Raw genomic sequence first — 20,486 nt, 5'->3', positions numbered from 1 at the left:
CACAGGGCGACTAGCGCCCGTTGGATTTGACTTGCTGTAACAGTTGTTGACGCCCATATTCATATGGCGCAGGCCATGTCACGTCCCAGCCATGGCGGGCACACTCGTGCAACAGCCACGCAGGGTCAGCGAGTAATGGACGCGATAAGGCGCACAAGTCCGCACGCCCCGCGGCAATAATGCTGTTCACTTGGTCCGCATCGGTGATGGCCCCCACGGCGATAACGGGGATACCCGCTTCATTGCGCACGCGGTCAGCCATTGGCGTTTGGAACATGCGCCCGTACACCGGTTTTTGCTCAGAGGAGACTTCCCCAGAGGAACAATCAATCAGGTCTGCCCCTGCTTGTTTCATCGCCTCGGCCATCAACACCGCTTCATCCACCGTGGTGCCCCCCTCCACCCAATCGGTGGTGGAGATACGCACCGCCAACGGTTTTGACCATACTTGGCGTACCGCCTGAATGACGGCCAGCGGAAAACGCAGGCGGTTTTCAAGGCTACCGCCAAAGTTATCGGTGCGCACATTGGTGAGCGGCGATAAGAAGCTCGACAATAAATAGCCGTGACCCGCTTGCAGCTCTAGCCAATCAAAGCCTGCTCTGTCAGCCCGTTTTGCCGCCGCCACAAATTGGTCAATCACGGTCGCCATTTGCGCTTCCGTTAAAGCCGCTGGCATTTGCGACACGTTCGGTAAATACGCTAACGCGGAGGCCGAGACAAGCGGCCAATTCCCACTCGGTAACGGGTGGTTTTCCTGCTCCCACCCCCGCTGGGTTGAACCACGGCGCCCTGCATGCCCCAATTGAATGCCGATTTTGGCGGCACTGTTTTGGTGGACAAACTGCGTTACACGCTGCCACGCCGCCATCTGTTCATCATTCCAAATGCCTGGGCAACCTAATGTTGCACGCGCATCTGGGGCAATGGCGGTCATTTCGGTCATCACAAGCCCGACGCCACCCAAGGCACGGCTACCCAAGTGTACCGTGTGAAAATCCCCCACCACGCCGTCAGTGGCGCTGTATAACAGTGTCGGCGAGGCCACCACACGGTTATTCAAGGTGATATTTCGCACGTTAAACGGCGTCAGCATCGGTGGTACCTTGCTCGGCGCCCCCGCTTGTGCGGCAAACCACTGCTCGTAGTTATCCAACCACGCCGTATCGCGAACCCGTAGATTTTCATGGGAAATGCGCTGAGAACGCGTGAGTAATGAATAAGCAAACTGCTCAGGCGCTAAATTTTCATAGCGGCTGACATTTTCAAACCATTCGGTTGAGTTACGTGCCGCATTTTGAATTTTCAGCACTTCCACACTGCGCACCGCTTGGTAATGTTCGAGCCCTTTGCGCAAATCGCCGCCTGTGGTGTTTAAGCTTTCACACAGCTCAATCGCATCTTCCAACGCCAGCTTGGTGCCTGAACCAATGGAGAAGTGGGCGGTGTGCGCCGCATCCCCCATCAATACCACGGGCACGTCTTTGCCTGCCGAAGGCTGTGTCCAATGCACCCAGTTATCGCAAATCACCCGCGGGAAACGTATCCAAATCGCCGCGCCACGTAAGTGCGCCGCATTGGCAATCAGTTTCTCCCCGTCCAACCACGGGGCAAACAGGTTTTCACAGTAGGCAATACCGTCTTCTTGGGACATTTGGTCAATGCCGGCTTTGAGCCACGTTTCCTCGGTGGTTTCGACGATAAAAGTCGATAAACCCTCTTGGAATTGGTAAGCGTGAACTTGGAACCAACCGTGCTCATTTTCGGCAAACAGGAAGGTAAAGGCGTCGAAAATCTTTTTGGTGCCTAGCCAAACAAAGCGGCAACGACGCGGGTCAATGTCGGGTTTAAAAACGGTTTCATAGCGGGTACGCACGGCGCTGTTAATGCCGTCGGAGGCAATCAGTAAGTCCGCGTTGTACTCGCGGGCAATGGCTTGGTCGTCGGTGACTTGGGTTTCAAACACCAACTCCACCCCCAGCTCAAGGCAGCGGTCTTGCAAGATATTGAGCAGCTTTTTACGCCCAATGCCGATAAAGCCGTGCCCACCACTGCGGTTGCAGACGCCGTTAAAGTGAATGTCGATATCGTCCCAATGGCTAAACTCGGCGGAAATGGTCTGGGCAGACACCGGGTCAGCTTGGCGCAAATTGTTGAGTGTCGCATCCGAGAACACCACGCCCCAACCGAAGGTATCAAACGGGCGATTACGCTCAACCACCACCACGCGGTTTTGTGGGTTTTGCAGCTTCATCAGTAACCCAAAGTACAGCCCAGCGGGTCCCCCGCCAATACACACAATATTCATGAAAATTCCCCTTTGCTTATACCGCTGGCTGAGCCGTGAGTGCCTGATGTAAGGCCTCTGGAATAGGAATGGCTTGGTGCGTGACGAGCGACGTGGTGACGTAAGTTTGTGTCACTTGCATACGCAGTTCGCCCGCCACACTGACACAGCGTTGGCACAGTGTGAGTGATTTACGCCCAATCCGCTCAACCACCAGCTCTAACATGACGTCATCCCCCATGCGGCTAATGGCTTTAAACTCTGCCTCCAAGTGCACGGTGGGTAACCCAAAACGTTGTTCGAGGATGTAGCCTGCAAACCCTTGGGGGATCAGCGTATCGACCCAACGCTCAAGGAGGTTATTGAACATCACGAAATATTGCGGGTAGAACACGATCCCCGCGGGATCACACTCAGAGAAATGGATCTTGTGGGGTTTGGTAAATTTCAGCAAACTCATGATGTTATCCTTAATCCATAGCCAAACGTTGGCGACATTTTTGCAATTCTTTCCCGTGTTCATCCGCAAGGGCTGCTTCACGTAGTTCTCGTAAACTAATTGGCGCTAATTTGCTGCCTTGTTGCGTAATGATGTCCATCAAAACCTGAAAATTACGTAAACCTCTCGCATGAGTATCGCTATACCCTTTCACCACTCGCTGGCATTGTGCAATTTCAGTCGCCAAAGCAGGGTTCGTCCGTGCGGCATCAACTACCGCAGCTAACCATTTTTCAATTCGCTGATTTTCTAATTGGTAGCGCAAAGTTGAGCGTCTGCCTCTTCTCCATGCTGCTAGCACGTATAACTGTAAAAAACCCCACAACGAACTGGTAGTAATTGTGCGGCCCCGTTGCGTAATTTTGCGAAGCGCTTTGTGAAACCAATGTGGCTTCATCAACCAATTACCTAAATTTTTGGGAAGCGTTTCGCAAATCTCTTCAATACGTGGATGCATAAATTCATTGATATCCAATAATTGGTTATCTTTCGCTTGAACTTCATTACGTACTCGGGTGAATCGGCTATCACGTATTTTGAGGTCAGCCACGCGAATGGTGTCTTCATAAGACATCCATAATGCTAAGTGGCGGACAAGTGCACGTTGTAAACGCTCGTCTTGACCACCTTCTTGCGCAAAAAGGTTGTTAAGGCGGTCTAAATACAACGAGGCATAAGCAGGGTCTTGGTAATCAATTAACCGACGAACCCCTTCCGTCGCTAAATAATGAACATGAGGAGAAAATTCATTATTAATACGCGCTAATAAGGCAGAAATTTGTTTATTTTTGGGGGATGAAGAAACGGTTTGAGATGACTGAGCTTGGTATGCCTCTTCGGGTTGCGCGGCTTTTTCAGCTCCGAGCGCAAAAGCGCGTAGGCTAGGTTTTACCCCAACACCGCCACGCACGATGGTTTCTTCAAATTGCACGCGACTAAAAGGTAAAACACCTGAGCCAAATAGAGCACCGAATAATACTGCGCTGATCACGCTACCGCTTTCTTGCGCCGCTTGAGCCATATCAAAGTGAATAAATTGGCGAGCCGCAAGGCCTGCATGGCGAATCAATGCTTGGCTATCAACACGCCCGTCACCCATCGCTGATTTTTCAGCAATAGAATAAACACGGTGTGTGGAGCTAATTAACGTCGTACGTTCTGGAGTGACAAAACCACGTTGAACGGAGCGACCCGCCTCCATGAGTTCGGAGGCAAGCACGACATCTACATCGCCTGGCATTGGCATCAATGCCAAAACAGGTGCAGGCGTTTCTGGGTTATCAGCACCAGGGAACAATTCAACATAATAAATCGTTGCACCTGTACGCTGAGCAACTCCCGGAACGGAGGTGGTTTGTGCGAAATAACCATTCTCTTCGCCTAAATTGACAATCCAGTCAGCGAGGACGCCACCGCCTTCACCCCCCATGGCTAAGATGGCGATTTTAATAGGCTGTAATGTGATTGATGATGGAGATGAAAGCATTCGTTCCCCCTTAGAAACTAAGTTCTTCACGACGACGTGCATCACGACGCTGTAAATAGCCAATAAACCAACCGCGAACACGATGGCGTAGTTTGTCCCAGCGATTTGGGTTAGTAATAATTTGGGCTTTAAAAAATGAAGGACATAAAACAGCCGCGTGTGAAACCTCGCCGCATAAACCGCATCCCACACAGCTATCCATCACCGTAGCAACAGGATCTGTTCTTAATGGATCTGGATTCGGTTTTATTGATAACGACGGGCAACCAGAAAGGCGAATACAAGAATGATCCCCAGTACAAGTATCTGGGTCAACACCAAAGCGCTCACGCACAACACGTTTTCCTGCGGCTACATCACTACGAACCTTTTTCTTTTCGCGGCGCTGCAGATTTAACATACATTCGCTTTGTGCAATCAGTACCTTTGGCCCTTTTTCATCTGTCGTCAACGCTTCACGCAATGTGTTAGTCATTGTTTTTAGATCATAAGTACGCTTGATGGTTTTCACCCAATTCACACCGACCCCTTTGACAGCCTTTTCAATTTCATGGCCTGTACTGCGAGTTGGATTCAGCGCTGTTGATGACAAAATATCTTGCCCACCTGTTGCTGATGTATAACTGTTATCAATAACAATGGTTAAGTTATCGCTACGGTTAAACACGCTATTGGCGATACCACTGGTTAAGCCGTTATGCCAAAAACCACCATCGCCCATTACTGAAATTGCGCGTTTCCCTGCTTTGGCATTTAATGCCGCGGCACCAGCTCCCCCCAAGCCATAACCCATCGTTGTATTACCGAGATTAAATGGTGGAAGAATAGAGAATAAGTGGCAGCCGATATCGGCGCTGACATGGTGTTCGCCAAGCTCACGCTCAACCAGTTTCATTGCCGTAAAAATAGGCCGTTCAGGGCACCCCGTACAAAACCCTGGTGGGCGCGCATGTACAGTTTCATCGAGTGTTGGCTCAGCAGCATTGACGTATTCAGGTAAGGATTCTTCAGCTTGTCCAGCGGCAATGTTGATTGTTGGAATACGGATTTGTTTCGCTGCAGCTTTGACTTGAGGCTCTATTTTGCCGTGCCTTTCAAAAAACGAACGTAACCCAGCAAGCACTGTAGCAGTGTTGTATTCTCCCGCCATCGGTAACATATCTTTACCGTGTAATTCGATATCGATACTCCGCTGACGCAAAATATTGGCAACATTCTGCTCAACAAAATTAGGCTGCCCTTCTTCCAGCACTAAAATCGCCTTTTTATTACGACAAAAACGTTCAAATTCATCGTCAATCAGTGGGTAAGCCACATTCATTACATATAGCGGAATTTTGCTATTACCGAACACATCCGCTAAACCAATTTGGTTGAGCGCGCGGATCAGCGTGTTATAACAGCCACCTTGTAACGCGATACCGACATCGTCAGCGTCCTCAGAAAAAAACTCATTTAATTCACGCTCTTGAATAAATTTAACAGCGGCTGGCCAACGCGCTTCAATTTTCTCTTTTTCATGTAAAAAGCTCGCAGGCGGTAACACAATCCGACTCACATCCCGAGTTGGGTTTTCAAGTGCGTCTTTAACTGTAAATTTAGGATGTTGGTTATCCGCACACACAAATTGGCCATGAACGTGGCATGAACGAATGCGCATTTGCAGCATAACGGGCGTATTACTGGCCTCAGACAAATCAAAACCATCTTTAACGGCTTGAACAATAGAAGGTAAATTCGGGCGAGGGTCGAGTAACCACATCTGTGATTTCATCGCAAAAGCATGGCTACGTTCCTGCATAATTGAGGAGCCTTCGCCGTAATCTTCCCCAACAATAATCAACGCACCACCTAACACACCGCCTGATGCTAAGTTTGCAAGGGCATCAGAAGCAACGTTTGTCCCAACTGTTGCTTTGAACGTAACCGCACCACGTAAAGGGTAATTAACAGAAGCGGCTAGCGTCGCGGCGGCGGTGGCTTCACTTGCACTATTTTCAAAACGAATACCATATTCAGACAGAATATCCTGCGCATCTGCCAGGACATCCATTAAATGTGAAATGGGTGCTCCCTGATATCCTGCAACATAGGAAACACCAGACTCTAACAAGGCTTTTGTCACCGCAAGGATACCTTCACCGCTGAAGACCTCACCTTGCCCTTGTCGTAATTTTTGAACTTCTTGAACAAACGAGCGCTCAGCCATTTTAACCTCACCAGTCAACGTCAGAACGTTTTTTTTATTTTTTGTGTTTCTTAGTTGTATCCTTTTTGTTAATTAAACGTCAATCCATGATTAATCATGTAAATTGGATTTATGCAGAGAGTGGATAAGCCCTGCACATAGAGGATAAATTGCTTATAAAAACAAGAAGTAAATAGTATTCAATAGCAGAAATAGCTTAATGGGGATGCTAGAGTGGAATATATAAAAAGTGCGTAAAATCATGAAGTCACAGCTAATTAACCCTATAATAAAAAAGGGATTAGCCATTTAGTTCAATAAATTTATTTATTCTAGATAATTCAACCAAACAACTATAAAACATAAATACAAACAGAGACAACAACATGATTAATCATATATATATTACTAAAATAAAATAAAAATAACTTTATTTTTTATATTGTTATGACTATCACAATAACCACACTCTTTCTGATTTCCTGCACTTTTTGGATAGTTTTTGCACATATTTAGCTAGGTAAGCAAAATTGTTTATGATATGTTCAATTAACACTCAGTTAAAATTACTTTAATAAAATGTTAATAAAATAACAATTAAGCACCATCATAAATGTAACAAAATATACTTAATAAAAACCTGAACCACTTTTGTCATAAATATAATAATTAATTGAATTCATTGAGAAAACCTATAATAAGCAAAAATAGCCAAGCCAGTACCTAACAAGGGAATGGCTGGTGATTAATTTTGGAGGTACCTCCGATGTTGAGCAACTCGTGGTCCCACTCATCTGCACCTCAGATTGAAAATCAAATCTGTTCGTCAGAACGTTTGTTATTTACATCAGCTGATCCTGAAGAAATAAAATCAATGGTTGGTCGAGTGATGAAACCGCATCAATTTCACTTACTCAATCCCCATCAACGCCTTGATGCACGTATGCATTATATTCCTATGGGTGATATATCCTTAAGCCGCTTACGCTATGGTGCGGATGTCACAATTGCTCCTGGAAAACTAGAAGATTTTTTTCTTTTACAAATGCCCCTCGCAGGCAGTGCAATTATTGAAAGTGGTGGAAAACGCTTAGAGTCTACACCACAAATGGCATCATTACTTAGCCCTGAAGAATCAACAACCATGCGTTGGAATAGCGATAACGATCAATGCATGTTGAGAATTTCACGATCCTTATTAGAAAGATCGTTAGTTGGCCAACTCGGGCATACGCTCGATAAGCCGCTCGTATTTGAGTTGGGCTTTGCGTGGCAATCCTGTATTGAATGGCGTACTTTAATGAATTACCTGATTGAATGTGCCACACGAACACCGGATCTCCTGCAACATAAATTAATTGCCACACAAGTCGAGCAACTGGTTTCTGTTACGCTACTTTCGACCCATGTCCACAATTACACTGAAGATTCAGGCATGCGCAGAGCTACCATTCGTCCTCGTCATGTTCGCCGAGTACAGGAATACTTAGAAGCTCATGCCCATGAGCCAATTACGGTTGAGCAATTAGCGCATATTGCAGGCGTCAGTTTACGTAGCTTATATGCGGGTTTTAAAGAATTTTTAGATATTAGCCCCATGCAATATTTACGTGATTTGCGCATGGAACGTGTGCGTGCTGAATTGCTATCAGGAGAAGCCACCAATGTCACTGGAGTTGCACTGCGCTGGGGGTTTGCACATATGGGCCGCTTTAGCGCTGAGTACAAACAACGCTACGGTGAATCACCGAGCCAAAGTATGAAAAAAGCTTAACATCCAAAATTTATATATTTATTAATATGCTGTGTTTAAGCCTATATTTAAAATATAAGAAAAAAAGCCCCCCTCTTTTAATTTAACCTATTGAGGGGGCATCTAAAATAGAGACAAAAAATGAAAAATACGCTATTAATGCCTTCCAGTTAATTTTTGACTCACATCCCTAAACTCAAAAAATTTATTCATCTATTTTTTAGAATAAAAAACTATTATAAAAATAATTAAAATATTCGAGAATTACACTTGAGTAAAATAAATACATTAAAATCAAATAAATAAAAAAATAAGAATAAAAAGTAGAAAATTCAAGCATCGTTTCATTTGGTCATAAAAAATCGAGCGAAATAATAGCCACTTAATAAACTAAGTCAACCACATTTTCAATATTTAGTAAAAATTAGTTAATTTAACTTAATACTTACGTAGTAGAAATTAAAAATCAAACCTGATTTTAAATATAAATATACATTTTTATCTTTTTATTCACAGAGGATATCATTTATATATTTAAAAAATAAAAACACAGCATAATTTTTCTTATACTGTGCTTTCAAATCAATGAAATTAAATCGTTAGAGTTAGAAAGGAATAGACGCTTTTAAATAAATTTGTGAACCTTCTGGACGGTTTCTCACTTCAAAGTCTTTTTCCCATTTAGCGGTAAATAACCAACCTTGTGGATTAGCGTAACGAATTGAAGGGCCGATGGAATAAGCGCGGGCTTTTCCTTGAGCAGAATTTGGTCCGCTATCATCCGTTGTTTGCCAAAACGCATAACCGCCAATCCCTGCTACCCAGCCATTGCCAAACCCCCAACCTAAGCCATAATCAGCGTGGAAAGCTTGCCCTGATCGAGTTTTCGTATCGTTATTGCGAAAGTTAAAATCATACATCATTTTTAAATCTGCATTCACACCGACAGGGGGGATGTAGCTAATCGCCCACACAGGCTGTAATGCCCAATAGTTTTTACCTAGGCTAGAAGGGTCTGTTTTACTGTATTTCCCAGTTGGTGCATAGGCATCTAACCCCACCACATAATGTAAATCCGCAGAAGGGTGGAAACCCAGCGCAGGCCCGAACGTCACGTCACCTAACCCGCGGCTAGTGTCTTTTTTCCCTGCCGCTTTTGCGGTGACATCCAGTAATGGCACGATGGTATGGAAAGCTAAATCGCCGCCCAATATTTTTTGATCTGTTACCCAAATTAAGCGGGGCGCCAATACATTCACATTCACGCTAAATCCAGGAACTGGGATTTTATCCCCTTTATTATCTCGAACGCTGTCATAGTGCGCATTCCCACCATACATCAGCACATGTACACCGGGCGGGGGTAATGCACCCGACATGAAGTTTTCAAGCCCATCGGGATAGATACCCAACCCGCCCCCTTCCGTCGCAAGGGCGCCAAACGAAAGTACGCTGAGACACGAACCTGCAACAAGCTTACTGATTGTTTTTTTATTCATCATGTTTCCTGCCATAGTGGGTTGTCTTACTGTGTGTGCTTTGCCTGTTATCTCGCAGTTCCCTTGCGTTTTATTTATGTCCTATTTTTTTGCCAGTTTTTGCGCAACAAGGTAACCAGAACCCCCGCCAAGACCGGGGCCCGGATGTGTTGATGCGCCAATATGAAAAAGGTTTTTAACCGCTGTTTGATGTGTTTTTGTTTGGCCTGATGCCGCAAAAGGCCGTAGCCAGAAGAATTGATCCGGTGAACACGTTCCTGAGTAAGGATCGCCACCAACAAGATTACAGTTATAGTTTTCCAGATCCGCTGGGGAAATGGCTTTGCGCCCTACGATCAGCGAAGAAAAACCAGGCATAACCAGTTCTAAACGTTGCTGAATTCTATCTGCGACAGCTTCACGCACTTCCTCATTCCACCGCCCATCATCGGGAATAGTAATTTCCCCTGCTGAATCGCCTTTTAAACGCCTTGGCAATTCTTGCATTTGGATCCATAAGATCCACCCACCATCGGGGACACGGCTGGGATCTAATGCAGTAGGTTGCCCAATACCAAATGTCGGTTTTTCAGGTAGATAACCATTGTTCGCTTGTGTAACCGATAAACAAACCTGTTCCATACTTTCAGTGAAATGAACGAGTGGGACATTTAATAGCTCAGGGTTGCACCAAGGAGGTGGTGCACTTAATGCAAAGTGAATTTGCATACCTGCACGGCCGTAGCGGTAACCTTTCACCTTTTCCATCACTTGGGGAGAAACATTATCAAGTAATGAGCCATACAGCTGCGTTGGGGTCACGTTGCACACAACACTTTCTGTGGCTTGGATCATTTGTCCATTGACGATGACGCCAGTCGCACGGCTATTTTTCCCCTCACCTTGCGTCACCACTTTTTCGACGTGCATTCCCGTTTTGAGTTCACCACCATGGGCTTCAATCACTTTCGCAAAAGCCTCAACGATGCGATAACTGCCACCTTTGACGACAGGCATTCCACCAGCAACAACGGCAGCAAAGGTTAATTTGCCAATTAATGCAGAGCTCGCTTCATCAGGCCCTAACCCTGTGTGAAGTACCCATGGCGCTATTAATGCACGGCTGAAATCATGCTGCAATTCACGTTCTGACCAGCGGCGAAAGCTTTCCACACCTGATTTAGCAAAATCCAATAACCCATCGACACCGCGTTTACGCCATTCCGAAAACAGCAGCTTTAACATGCCGCTGCTATAAGGGTTTTGCCCTAATAAACCAAAGGTGAGCGCCGCATCTTGGGTAAATAATTTGTCTGCCATTTTACGAAATGCTAGCCCATCACCTGGCGCAATGAGATCGAGCTGTTTCGCTGCTTCAGCAACATCCCGCTTCAGTGCAATAGACTGCCCATCAGGTTGGACTAACCCCGTTGAATAGTCACATTGGGCAAACGCTAATCCATACTTTTTCAGGTGCGGTTCTAGTTCTTGATAACCAGGGCTGCCAACAAACAGTGAATACCAGCAAGAAAGCAGATCATGGGTATAACCTTCAAATAAATTCTCAGTCCGAATACAACCGCCTAAGCGGTCGTTTCGTTCTAACACCAACACCGATTTTCCGCGCACTGCCAACAAAGCCGCGCACATCAAGGAGTTCATCCCGCTACCAACGACGATCACTTGTGGGTTAGAAAGTGTAGCCATACCTCACCCCACTAGTGCCAAGACGCGTAATGGGCTGCCTGATCCCCCTTCGATTTTCAGTGGAGCCGCAACGATTACCACACCTGTAGGCGGTAGTTTATCGAGGTTTTTCAAGCACTGTAGGCCATATTTATTATTACCATGCATTAAGGTATGGCATGGATAAGGCACAGGCCAACTATAAGATTGCCCTGCGTCAGTATTGATGGTTTCAACACCAAACCCTTTCACATCACGTTCATGAATAAGCCATTCAACAGCTTCTTGAGAAGGTCCCGGTGTGTGAGCCCCATCTTCACGCATGCTCACATAAGCTGCTGGGTCATCTGCTTTTTTCGACCAATCGGTTCTAAAAAGTACCCACGCCGCTTTAGGGATTTTGCCGTGCTTTTCTTCCCATTTTTGCAAAAACTCGACCGTTAATACCCAGTCAGGGTTTTGCGCCACTTCTTTGCTCGCATCAACGACCACGGCTGGGGCAACAAAGTTTTCAACAGGAATGGTATCAACCGTATTATTGGCTTGGTCTTTGCCGCTGATCCAGTGAATAGGTGCATCAAAATGCGTACCAGTATGTTCACCACAGCTAAAGTTATTCCAATACCAAGCTGGGCCGTTATCATCGTAACGGGAGATTTGTTCCATACTGAACGACCACACCTGCCCAAACTGCTCAGGTAATTGCAGCGCAGGGAATGATGGCGATAAGGTTTGTGTTAGGTCGACAACCTGAATATTGCCTTGCTGTAATTCTTTCGCGAATGTCATCAATGCTTGCTGATTCATGGTGTTTCTCCTACGCCAATGGCGATTCATGTAAAGCGGTAAAGCCACCGCCATGGAACACTAACGGTTTCCCTGTTTCACTGCCAATGCGACGCACATGCCCCACCATCAATAAGTGGTCGCCGATGGTGTCTTGCTTATGGTTTTCACAAACCAATGTGGCAATAGCACCATGCAGAGCAGGCACGCCTTCAGGAGTTAAATGGGTAGCCACATCTTCAAACTTGTTTTCTATGCGTGGATTCGCAAAGCGCATAGCAAGTTCTTGGTGCCCGTGTCCTAAGATATTGATGGTGAAATGTGCGCAATCACGAAATACCGCTAAGTTTGGTGAATGATTCACTAAACTCCATAAAACCAATGGCGGGTCGAGTGATAACGACGCAAACGAGTTAATGGTTAACCCCACATCACGGCCATCTGCGGTGCGTGTTGTCACGATTGCGACCCCTGTTGGGTAGCACCCGAGCAAGTTGCGCAAGGTTTTAGATTCAAATTCGGTATGACCCCATTCCCTTTCGCACATGAATGTATCCTCTGCAATCATAGACATAGTCAATCCTCCCCGTTAAGCGCGGGCTTCTTCCATCATTTGTGATTGAATATAGGCCTCACATGCCGCACTATCTTTCCACCATGGGAACAGCACTGGCGGGTAGTTAAAGGCGTTCGCAATGGTGTGTGCGAGGGATGGCAATTGCTGGGCTGCACCTAACAGATGCAGAATATGTGGCTCTGGTGGCGCTAATAATGAGTTTGTCCATTCCACAACATGGCGACCATATTTCCAGAACTGTTCGAAAGTGTCGTTCATCCACTGGGCGGTATACGGTTTATCACCATGGGCTAAAATCGCGTCATAGTAAACTTTGCAAGCCTTGGTCGCGTTGTTCGAACCTTGCCCTGTTAATGGGTCGTTCGTCACTAACGCATCCCCTAAACCAAAAACAATTTTACCTGATGGCAGCGTTAATACAGGCTTGCGCACTGTTGGTGCAAAGCGCCCTGCTAAGATGCCGTTATCATCCGTTAGTTCGATATTACGACAACGATCCGCTTCCCAAGGTAGATAGGTGTTGAGGATTTTTTTACTGTATGCCAAATGCTCTTGCGGAGTACGAGCCTCGCCCCACTGATCCATTGGGCCGCCTGGAATACCTTCAAAAACCATAATGTGGCAATCACCGCTGTTGGTCAGGGATGGGAACACAAAGTACTCACCAACACCGGGGATCAAGTTAAACGACACTTGGGAGTATTCAGGGGTTGGCAACATGCCGTGTACATACGTCAGTGCCAAGGCGCGTTGAGGTTTATCATATGGCGAGCGTGTTTCATCGCGCTCAAGCAGCTTAACAATTTCCCCTTTGCCACCCGCCAGCACAACAAGGTCATGGGTTTCTGCCAAACGCTCCAGCTCTGCAACACCAACATCTTCAATACGCAAATTGCCACCACGTGCCGCAAACAGCTCCATCCAATACGGCATTTTGATGCGCTGATCGACAGCTTGCGCATAGTTATCTAGGCGCGAACGCCAAGAAATCGCTTTTTCACCCGCTTTTTCAGGATGAGGAACAGTAAAACCAATGCCTTCAACAGGCGGGCATTTGTCTTCCCAAAAGTTAATCCCTAAATCACGCTCAAATTGCAGCGAAATATCAAACATGCATTGGCTCGACATCACGCGGCCATTTTTAACATCATCCGGAGTGCGGTTTGTGGCAACAGTCACTTCATAGCCTTTATCTAACAGACCTAAAGCCAACGGCATACCCGCTTGACCACCACCTACGATAGCAATACGACGCATAGTATTTTCCTCTGTAACGTTTAAATGGTGTCTTATTGTGCAAGACGGGGAATTGCAGGTTTAGCCTGTTCAGGCCCCATAGCGGAGTAACCGCCATCAACAGCGTAATCTGCGCCAGTCACGAAACTCGCCAGATCAGAAAGAAGGAACGCAACAACTTGAGCCACCTCTTCAGGGTCGCCCACGCGTTTTAGTAAGTGATAATCCGCGGCAACACGGTCTGTTTTTTGGCGGTCACCACCGGTGATTTCATCCATCACACGGGACCATGTCCAACCGGGGGAAACAGAATTCACACGAATACCGTCATCGGCATAATCCATCGCTTGGCTGCGAGTGACTTCCAACATGGTGGCTTTAGATGCGGGGTAGAGCCAACGACCCGTTTGGGCAACTGAAGACGAAATGCTGGTAAAGTTGACGATGGCACCTTTACCCGCTTTCACAAAGTGTGTTTTAGCAAATTGCGCAGCCATAACAGCACTCACCACGTTGATATTTAACGCAGTTAGCCAGTCTTGCCGTGAAGATGACTGGCCTTCGTCAAGGTAAGTTGCGGCCAGATTAACCAAAAAATCGAGTTGCCCATACTTTTGCGCAACACGGTCAATACCCTGTTTAAGTTGTTGGTCGTCAGTGATATCCACAGGTAAGAAATCAATATTTGGCTCACTTTGTGCGACTTTTTCACCATTGGCGGCGTCAATATCAAAAATAGTGACTTTAACACCATAACTGCTCAGCACTTTTGCCACTGTTGCACCGATTTTGGTCGCGCCCCCAGTCACAATTGCAATTTTGTTATTCAAACCTTTCATCTTTGACGCCCTCTTTTCGCTCTCATTTCATTACAATGAATTCACAAAAAATTAACATGATTGATAATTACGCAGAATGAGCGAAAAGCTGTAGCCGCTGGGCGCAAAAAATATCCACCCAGTGCGGCAATTTAGTCAATAAGGCGATGATATATGAAGGGAAATAGCCACTTTTCGCAGCAGCTATCCAAAAAATGAAAAGTGTGACTTATAGCTGGAAGTCGTTTTATGGTTATTTAAGGCCGCTCTAAAATTCGGGCGCCCGGGCCTTTTTTCCCTAATACGTCATCAGGGTTACGTAACGGGCAATCACTTAACGATAAGCAGCCGCAACCAATGCAGTTATCCAATTCATTACGTAAACGCGTAAGCTGCCGAATACGTTTATCTAACGAAACACGCCATTGGGTGGACATCTCTTTCCACTGTTCCGATGTCAGCGCGCTATTTGCTGGGAAGCGGCCTAATGCCTCTTGGATTTCTTGTAATGGAATACCTGTACTTTGCGCGACTTTAATAATGGCAATATAACGTAAAACAACTGTGGGAAACCGTCGCTGATTACCGTGTGTACGGGTACTCTGAATGAGCCCTTTTGACTCATAAAAATGTACGGTTGAAACCGCTACACCTGCTCGTTTAGCCACCTCACCGACGGTTAAAGCCCTTGTAGGATCAATATTTATTTCCCCATTTTTGTGGGGTTTTATCGCTTTTGTGTCTTTATCTGCCATTTTTGCTTACCTTTGCTTGACCTCAACTTAACTTAAGGTTTTATAGTGCGGCCCTGTGTCTTTGTCAATTGACGTTATTTTTTGAAAGAGGGATAGGTTCATGCCATTGGTGATCGCCAAAATGTTAGAAAGCAATAGCTTATGGTTTATTGCTCGCTTACTAATCTTGGTTTTATTTATTTCATCTGGGTTAGCCAAATTGCTTAACTATGAAAATAGTCTCGCAGAAATGCGTGCGGCTGGCCTGCATCCAGATTGGTTCTTCAATATTGCCTCTGCCGCCGTGATGCTGATTGGTTCGGTTCTCGTGTTACTTAACCGCTTGTTATGGCTTGCAACTGGGGCGCTTGCCGTCTTTTTGTTTCTCACCATTGTGATTGTGCACACTTTTTGGAGTTACACGGGGGAGCAAGCACAAATCGCCATGTTTTGGGCTATTGAACATATTGCCGTCATTGGTGGGTTAATGGCGGTGGCAATTGCAGGGCATTTTCGCCGTCTTTATTTCGTGCTGAAAACGCAGAAATAGAAGGAAAATTAAATGAGTAAAAAAACAATAATCACACTGTGTACTATTTTGATCGCAGCAGGGGGCGGTAGCGCCATTTATTCGACTTACGCACAAAATGATGAAGGAGAAAAAGCCGCTTACAATTACCCACCAACCAAAGTTGCTCTTGCTTCGGTCAATTTAGATACCGCGCCACGAACGTTTTATGGTGTCGGGGAATTGGAAGCGGGTAGCCAAGTGCAGGTGGCCGCAGAAACAAATGGCCGCATTACCAAAATTGCCTTTGAATCTGGCCAGCAGGTTAAAAAAGGCCAAATTTTAGTGCAGCTCAATGATGCAGTGGAGCAAGCCGATTTATCTCGCTACCAAGCGCAAATGCGCAATGCGGCACGCTTGTACCAAAGAACAAGTTCGTTATCCGCGCAACATTTAGTGGCGGAAGCGCAAGTCGATAGCACACGTGCAGAACGCGATATTGCCCAAGGGCTCATTCGCCAAACTCAAGCACTCATTGCGCAAAAAACCATTCGCGCGCCTTTTGATGGCACGATTGGTATTCGCCAAGTGCATGAAGGGCAGTATTTAACCCCCGGTGAAACCATTGCAAGTTTGGTCGATACCAAAACATTAAAGCTGAATTTCTCATTAGATGAGCAAGCGTCCCCAGAGTTGCACCAAGGACAAGTGGTTGATGTTACGGTGGATGCCTACCCAAATAAAACCTTCCCTGCTCGCATCACCGCTATTGACCCACTCATTGGTAAGTCACGTACCGTTGCGCTGCAAGCAACATTAGAAAATAGCGATGGCACCCTCAAAGCAGGCATGTATGCCAACGTGAATGTGGTTCGCCAAGCCAGTAATGAAGTACTCACTATCCCTGAAACGGCGGTCACTTACACCGCTTACGGGGACACTGTCTTTATTATAGAAGGCGAAGGCGATGCCATGACCGTCAAGCGTGTTTCCGTCAAAACAGGCCAACGTTGGGATGGCAAAATTGAAATTGAACATGGGTTAAGCGCTAACGATAAAGTGGTCACATCAGGCCAGTTACGCCTCAATAATGGCTCTGCGGTGACGCCAGTTGCGCAAGATACGTTGTCTGAACCCGCGACACAGACTGAACAAGGTTCATAAGGAGGCGCTATGAAATTTACGGATGTTTTTGTACGCCGCCCTGTTTTAGCCTTAGTGGTCAGTGCGTTAATTGTATTGATTGGTTTATTTGCCTTGAGCAAATTACCTATTCGCCAATATCCACAACTCGAAAGTGCTACAGTAACCATCACCACACAATACCCCGGTGCATCGGCAAAATTGATGCAAGGGTTTGTTACCCAACCTATCGCCCAAGCAGTTTCTTCGGTTGAAGGCGTCGATTATTTGTCATCATCTTCGGTACAAGGCAGCAGCCTTGTCACCGTGCGTATGGAATTAAACCGCGACTCAACCCAAGCCCTTACGCAAGTGATGGCAAAGGTGAACCAAGTGCGCTACAAGTTGCCGAAAGAAGCGTACGACCCTGTCATTGAGTTATCTTCTGGGGAATCAACGGCGGTTGCCTATATAGGGTTTTCAAGTACCGATTTATCCATTCCTGCGTTGACCGACTATATTTCTCGCGTGGTTGAGCCGATGTATTCCTCCATCGAAGGTGTCGCAAAGGTGCAAGTATTCGGTGGGCAACAACTCGCGATGCGCTTATGGCTTGATGCTGACAAACTGGCAGGGCGCGGGCTTTCAGCGGCCGATGTGGCACAAGCCGTTCGCCAAAATAACTACCAAGCCGCACCAGGTAAAGTCAAAGGCGAGTATGTCATTTCTAATGTCTATGTGAATACCGACTTAACCAATGTGGATGAGTTCCGCGATTTGGTGATCCGCAACGATGGCAATGGGCTAGTTCGTTTAAAAGATGTGGGAACCATTGAGCTAGGAGCTGCCTCGACAGAAACCAGTGGTTTAATGAATGGTGAGCCCGCGATTTACCTTGGCTTATTTGCCACCCCAACGGGTAACCCGCTAGTCATTGTTGATGGCATGAATAAATTAATGCCAGATATTGATAAAACACTGCCACCTGGCGTAAAAGTGGAGATGGCCTTTGAAACTTCACGGTTTATTAAGGCCTCTATTGACCAAGTTATCAATACGTTAGTCGAAGCTTTGCTGATTGTTATTGCCGTGATTTACCTGTGTTTAGGCTCGATTCGCAGCGTTATTATTCCTATCTTAGCGATCCCGTTGTCCATGTTGGGTGCCGCAGCTCTCATGATGGCTTTTGGCTTTAGTATCAACCTATTAACTTTGTTAGCCATGGTCTTGGCAATTGGGTTAGTGGTCGATGATGCTATCGTAGTAGTAGAAAACGTCCATCGCCATATCGAAGAAGGTAAATCCCCTGTATTAGCCGCCTTAATTGGTGCCCGAGAAGTGGCAGGGCCCGTGATCGCCATGACCATTACCTTAGCTGCTGTTTATGCGCCGATTGGTTTGATGTCTGGCCTAACGGGCGCGCTATTTAAAGAATTCGCCCTAACCCTTGCAGGTGCAGTGATTGTTTCTGGTATCGTGGCATTGACCCTTTCCCCTGTCATGAGCTCCTTTATGCTGAACTCAAAACAGAATGAAGGCCGCATGGCACGTATGGCGGAAAAATTCTTCACCACACTGGCACACTATTACACCTTTTTATTGAATTTTTCGTTAAAAAACCGTTGGATAACGGGTGTAATTGCCGTGGCAGTATTTGTCAGCTTGCCCATGCTTTACCAATCCGCCCCACGCGAATTGGCCCCTGTTGAAGACCAATCGAGCGTGTTAACCGCGATTAAATCCCCACAACATGCCAACCTTGAGTATGTCGAACGGTTTTCTCGTAAATTGCATGATGTTTTCATGGAATTACCTGAGACCGAAAGTACGTGGATTATTAACGGAACTGATGGCCCTTCCGCCAGTTTTGGGGGAACCAACTTGTCTTCTTGGGAAGAACGGGATAGACCCGCTTCTGCCATTCAAGCGGATTTACAAGGGCGTGTTGGCGATGTCGAGGGAAACAGTATTTTTGTTTTCCAATTACCTGCATTACCCGGTTCCACTGGGGGATTACCGATTCAGATGGTGCTACGAAGCCCGCAAGATTACTCGGTGCTGTATAAAACTATGGAGGAAATCAAGCAACAAGCACGAGAAAGCGGCTTATTTATGGTCGTGGACAGTGACCTCGACTATAACAACCCTGTGGTTGAAGTACGAATTAACCGCTCCAAAGCCAATAGCTTAGGCATTCGCATGCAAGATATTGGTGAATCCTTGACCTTATTAGTCGGCGAAAACTACATTAACCGCTTTGGGATGGATGGCCGTTCTTACGATGTGATCCCACAAAGTATGCGTAGTCAGCGATTGACACCTGAAGCGCTTTCCCGCCACTATGTGAAAGCCGAAACAGGCACGATGATCCCGTTGTCTACGGTCGTGGATATCCATACGCAGGTTGAACCGAACAAACTGACGCAATTTAACCAACAAAATGCAGCAATTTTCCAAGCTATTCCGGCCCCTGGCGTAACATTGGGGCAGGCCGTCGCTTACCTTGATAACATAGCCAATGAACTACCAGCCGGCTTTAGCCATGACTGGCAATCCGATTCGCGCCAATATAAACAAGAAGGTAACACCCTCGCCTTTGCCTTTATGGCGGCGCTCATCATTATTTATTTAGTGCTCGCAGCGCAATATGAAAGTTTGGTCGACCCGCTGATCATTCTTATTACCGTCCCATTGTCGATTTGCGGGGCGCTAATCCCTCTCGCCTTGGGGTATGCCACATTGAATATTTATACCCAAATCGGCCTTGTCACCTTGATAGGCTTAATCAGTAAGCATGGAATATTGATGGTGGAATTTGCTAATGAATTACAGGCAAATGAAGGATTAGACCGCCGTCATGCCATTTTAAAAGCAGCGCAAATTCGTTTACGCCCAATTTTGATGACGACAGCGGCGATGGTGATTGGCTTAGTTCCATTGTTATTCGCCACGGGAGCTGGTGCAAATAGCCGCTTTGGCCTCGGATTAGTCATTGTCACTGGGATGTTAGTGGGAACACTGTTTACACTGTTTGTTTTGCCAACCATTTATTCATTATTAGCCCGTAATCACAGTGCTACTGCATTGACACCAAGGCGTTATGAGCTTGCTGAAGCTAATCGCCTGATCAAAGAAACTCAGGAGACTTCACAATGAGAAATACCGTAATAAACACGCAAAATAATCGCCAGACAGCTAATGTTGTAGAGATGAATGCAATGAGTAACAGTATGGCAATGCTATTAATTTACCACGGTTTATCCGCTAACACAGAAAAGAACAGCACGGAAGATAATGAAATAATTTCGACTAAACCAACTCGTTAGTT

At 46.3% G+C, this 20,486-nt stretch carries 16 protein-coding genes; 5 read left to right on the top strand and 11 right to left on the bottom strand.

Annotated elements, in window-relative coordinates; genetic code table 11:
- Positions 1-10: 10 nt before the first annotated feature.
- The 4 genes from J6836_RS19780 to J6836_RS19765 are packed head-to-tail and all read right to left on the bottom strand — an operon-like array spanning position 11 to position 6,481.
- Positions 11-2,308, bottom strand: a complete 2,298-nt coding sequence (locus J6836_RS19780) for a bifunctional salicylyl-CoA 5-hydroxylase/oxidoreductase (protein ID WP_219245543.1) — start codon at positions 2,306-2,308, stop codon at positions 11-13.
- A 16-nt stretch (positions 2,309-2,324) separates the two neighbouring features.
- A complete protein-coding gene (locus J6836_RS19775; RefSeq protein ID WP_219245542.1) occupies positions 2,325-2,747 on the bottom strand; it encodes an acyl-CoA thioesterase in 423 nt (140 codons plus the stop codon).
- A 10-nt stretch (positions 2,748-2,757) separates the two neighbouring features.
- Entirely contained in the window at positions 2,758-4,272 is a 1,515-nt protein-coding gene (locus J6836_RS19770) for an indolepyruvate oxidoreductase subunit beta family protein (protein ID WP_219245541.1), read from the bottom strand.
- Positions 4,273-4,282: 10 nt separating this feature from the next.
- Entirely contained in the window at positions 4,283-6,481 is a 2,199-nt protein-coding gene (locus J6836_RS19765) for a thiamine pyrophosphate-dependent enzyme (RefSeq protein WP_219245540.1), read from the bottom strand.
- Positions 6,482-7,226: 745 nt separating this feature from the next.
- Between J6836_RS19765 and J6836_RS19760 the strand changes: the two genes are divergently transcribed.
- A complete protein-coding gene (locus J6836_RS19760; RefSeq protein ID WP_219245539.1) occupies positions 7,227-8,234 on the top strand; it encodes an AraC family transcriptional regulator in 1,008 nt (335 codons plus the stop codon).
- Between the two features lie 584 nt (positions 8,235-8,818).
- Here the strand turns inward: J6836_RS19760 and J6836_RS19755 are convergent.
- The 7 genes from J6836_RS19755 to soxR all read right to left on the bottom strand — a co-directional run bounded on the left by J6836_RS19755 (position 8,819) and on the right by soxR (position 15,549).
- On the bottom strand, positions 8,819-9,715 hold the full coding sequence (locus tag J6836_RS19755) for a SphA family protein (RefSeq protein ID WP_219245538.1): 897 nt from the start codon (positions 9,713-9,715) through the stop codon (positions 8,819-8,821).
- Between the two features lie 78 nt (positions 9,716-9,793).
- On the bottom strand, positions 9,794-11,398 hold the full coding sequence (locus tag J6836_RS19750) for a phytoene desaturase family protein (protein ID WP_219245537.1): 1,605 nt from the start codon (positions 11,396-11,398) through the stop codon (positions 9,794-9,796).
- Between the two features lie 3 nt (positions 11,399-11,401).
- The gene (locus J6836_RS19745; protein ID WP_219245536.1) at positions 11,402-12,184 is read right to left on the bottom strand and encodes a cyclase family protein; all 783 of its coding nucleotides are present in this window, start codon (positions 12,182-12,184) and stop codon (positions 11,402-11,404) included.
- Positions 12,185-12,194: 10 nt separating this feature from the next.
- On the bottom strand, positions 12,195-12,737 hold the full coding sequence (locus J6836_RS19740; protein ID WP_255586270.1) for a flavin reductase family protein: 543 nt from the start codon (positions 12,735-12,737) through the stop codon (positions 12,195-12,197).
- A 15-nt stretch (positions 12,738-12,752) separates the two neighbouring features.
- Entirely contained in the window at positions 12,753-13,997 is a 1,245-nt protein-coding gene (locus J6836_RS19735) for a styrene monooxygenase/indole monooxygenase family protein (protein WP_219245535.1), read from the bottom strand.
- Positions 13,998-14,029: 32 nt separating this feature from the next.
- Positions 14,030-14,815: an SDR family oxidoreductase gene (locus tag J6836_RS19730; protein WP_219245534.1), complete on the bottom strand. Its 786-nt coding sequence runs from the start codon at positions 14,813-14,815 to the stop codon at positions 14,030-14,032.
- Between the two features lie 236 nt (positions 14,816-15,051).
- Complete coding sequence (gene soxR, locus J6836_RS19725; protein WP_255586269.1) at positions 15,052-15,549, bottom strand: redox-sensitive transcriptional activator SoxR; 498 nt, start codon at positions 15,547-15,549, stop codon at positions 15,052-15,054.
- A gap of 100 nt (positions 15,550-15,649) precedes the next feature.
- Here soxR and J6836_RS19720 point away from each other — a divergent pair, with 100 nt between their 5' ends.
- The 4 genes from J6836_RS19720 to J6836_RS19705 are packed head-to-tail and all read left to right on the top strand — an operon-like array spanning position 15,650 to position 20,484.
- Complete coding sequence (locus tag J6836_RS19720; RefSeq protein ID WP_219245533.1) at positions 15,650-16,078, top strand: DoxX family protein; 429 nt, start codon at positions 15,650-15,652, stop codon at positions 16,076-16,078.
- A gap of 12 nt (positions 16,079-16,090) precedes the next feature.
- Entirely contained in the window at positions 16,091-17,200 is a 1,110-nt protein-coding gene (locus J6836_RS19715) for an efflux RND transporter periplasmic adaptor subunit (protein ID WP_219245532.1), read from the top strand.
- Between the two features lie 9 nt (positions 17,201-17,209).
- Positions 17,210-20,314, top strand: a complete 3,105-nt coding sequence (locus J6836_RS19710; RefSeq protein ID WP_219245531.1) for a MexW/MexI family multidrug efflux RND transporter permease subunit — start codon at positions 17,210-17,212, stop codon at positions 20,312-20,314.
- The gene (locus J6836_RS19705; RefSeq protein WP_219245530.1) at positions 20,311-20,484 is read left to right on the top strand and encodes a hypothetical protein; all 174 of its coding nucleotides are present in this window, start codon (positions 20,311-20,313) and stop codon (positions 20,482-20,484) included. The genes J6836_RS19710 and J6836_RS19705 overlap by 4 nt, the downstream gene beginning before the upstream one ends.
- The last annotated feature ends 2 nt before the right edge of the window (positions 20,485-20,486 follow it).

The sequence above is a fragment of the Providencia sp. R33 genome (assembly GCF_019343475.1).
Classification (GTDB): domain Bacteria; phylum Pseudomonadota; class Gammaproteobacteria; order Enterobacterales; family Enterobacteriaceae; genus Providencia.
This window is presented reverse-complemented; position numbering and strand designations above follow the sequence as displayed.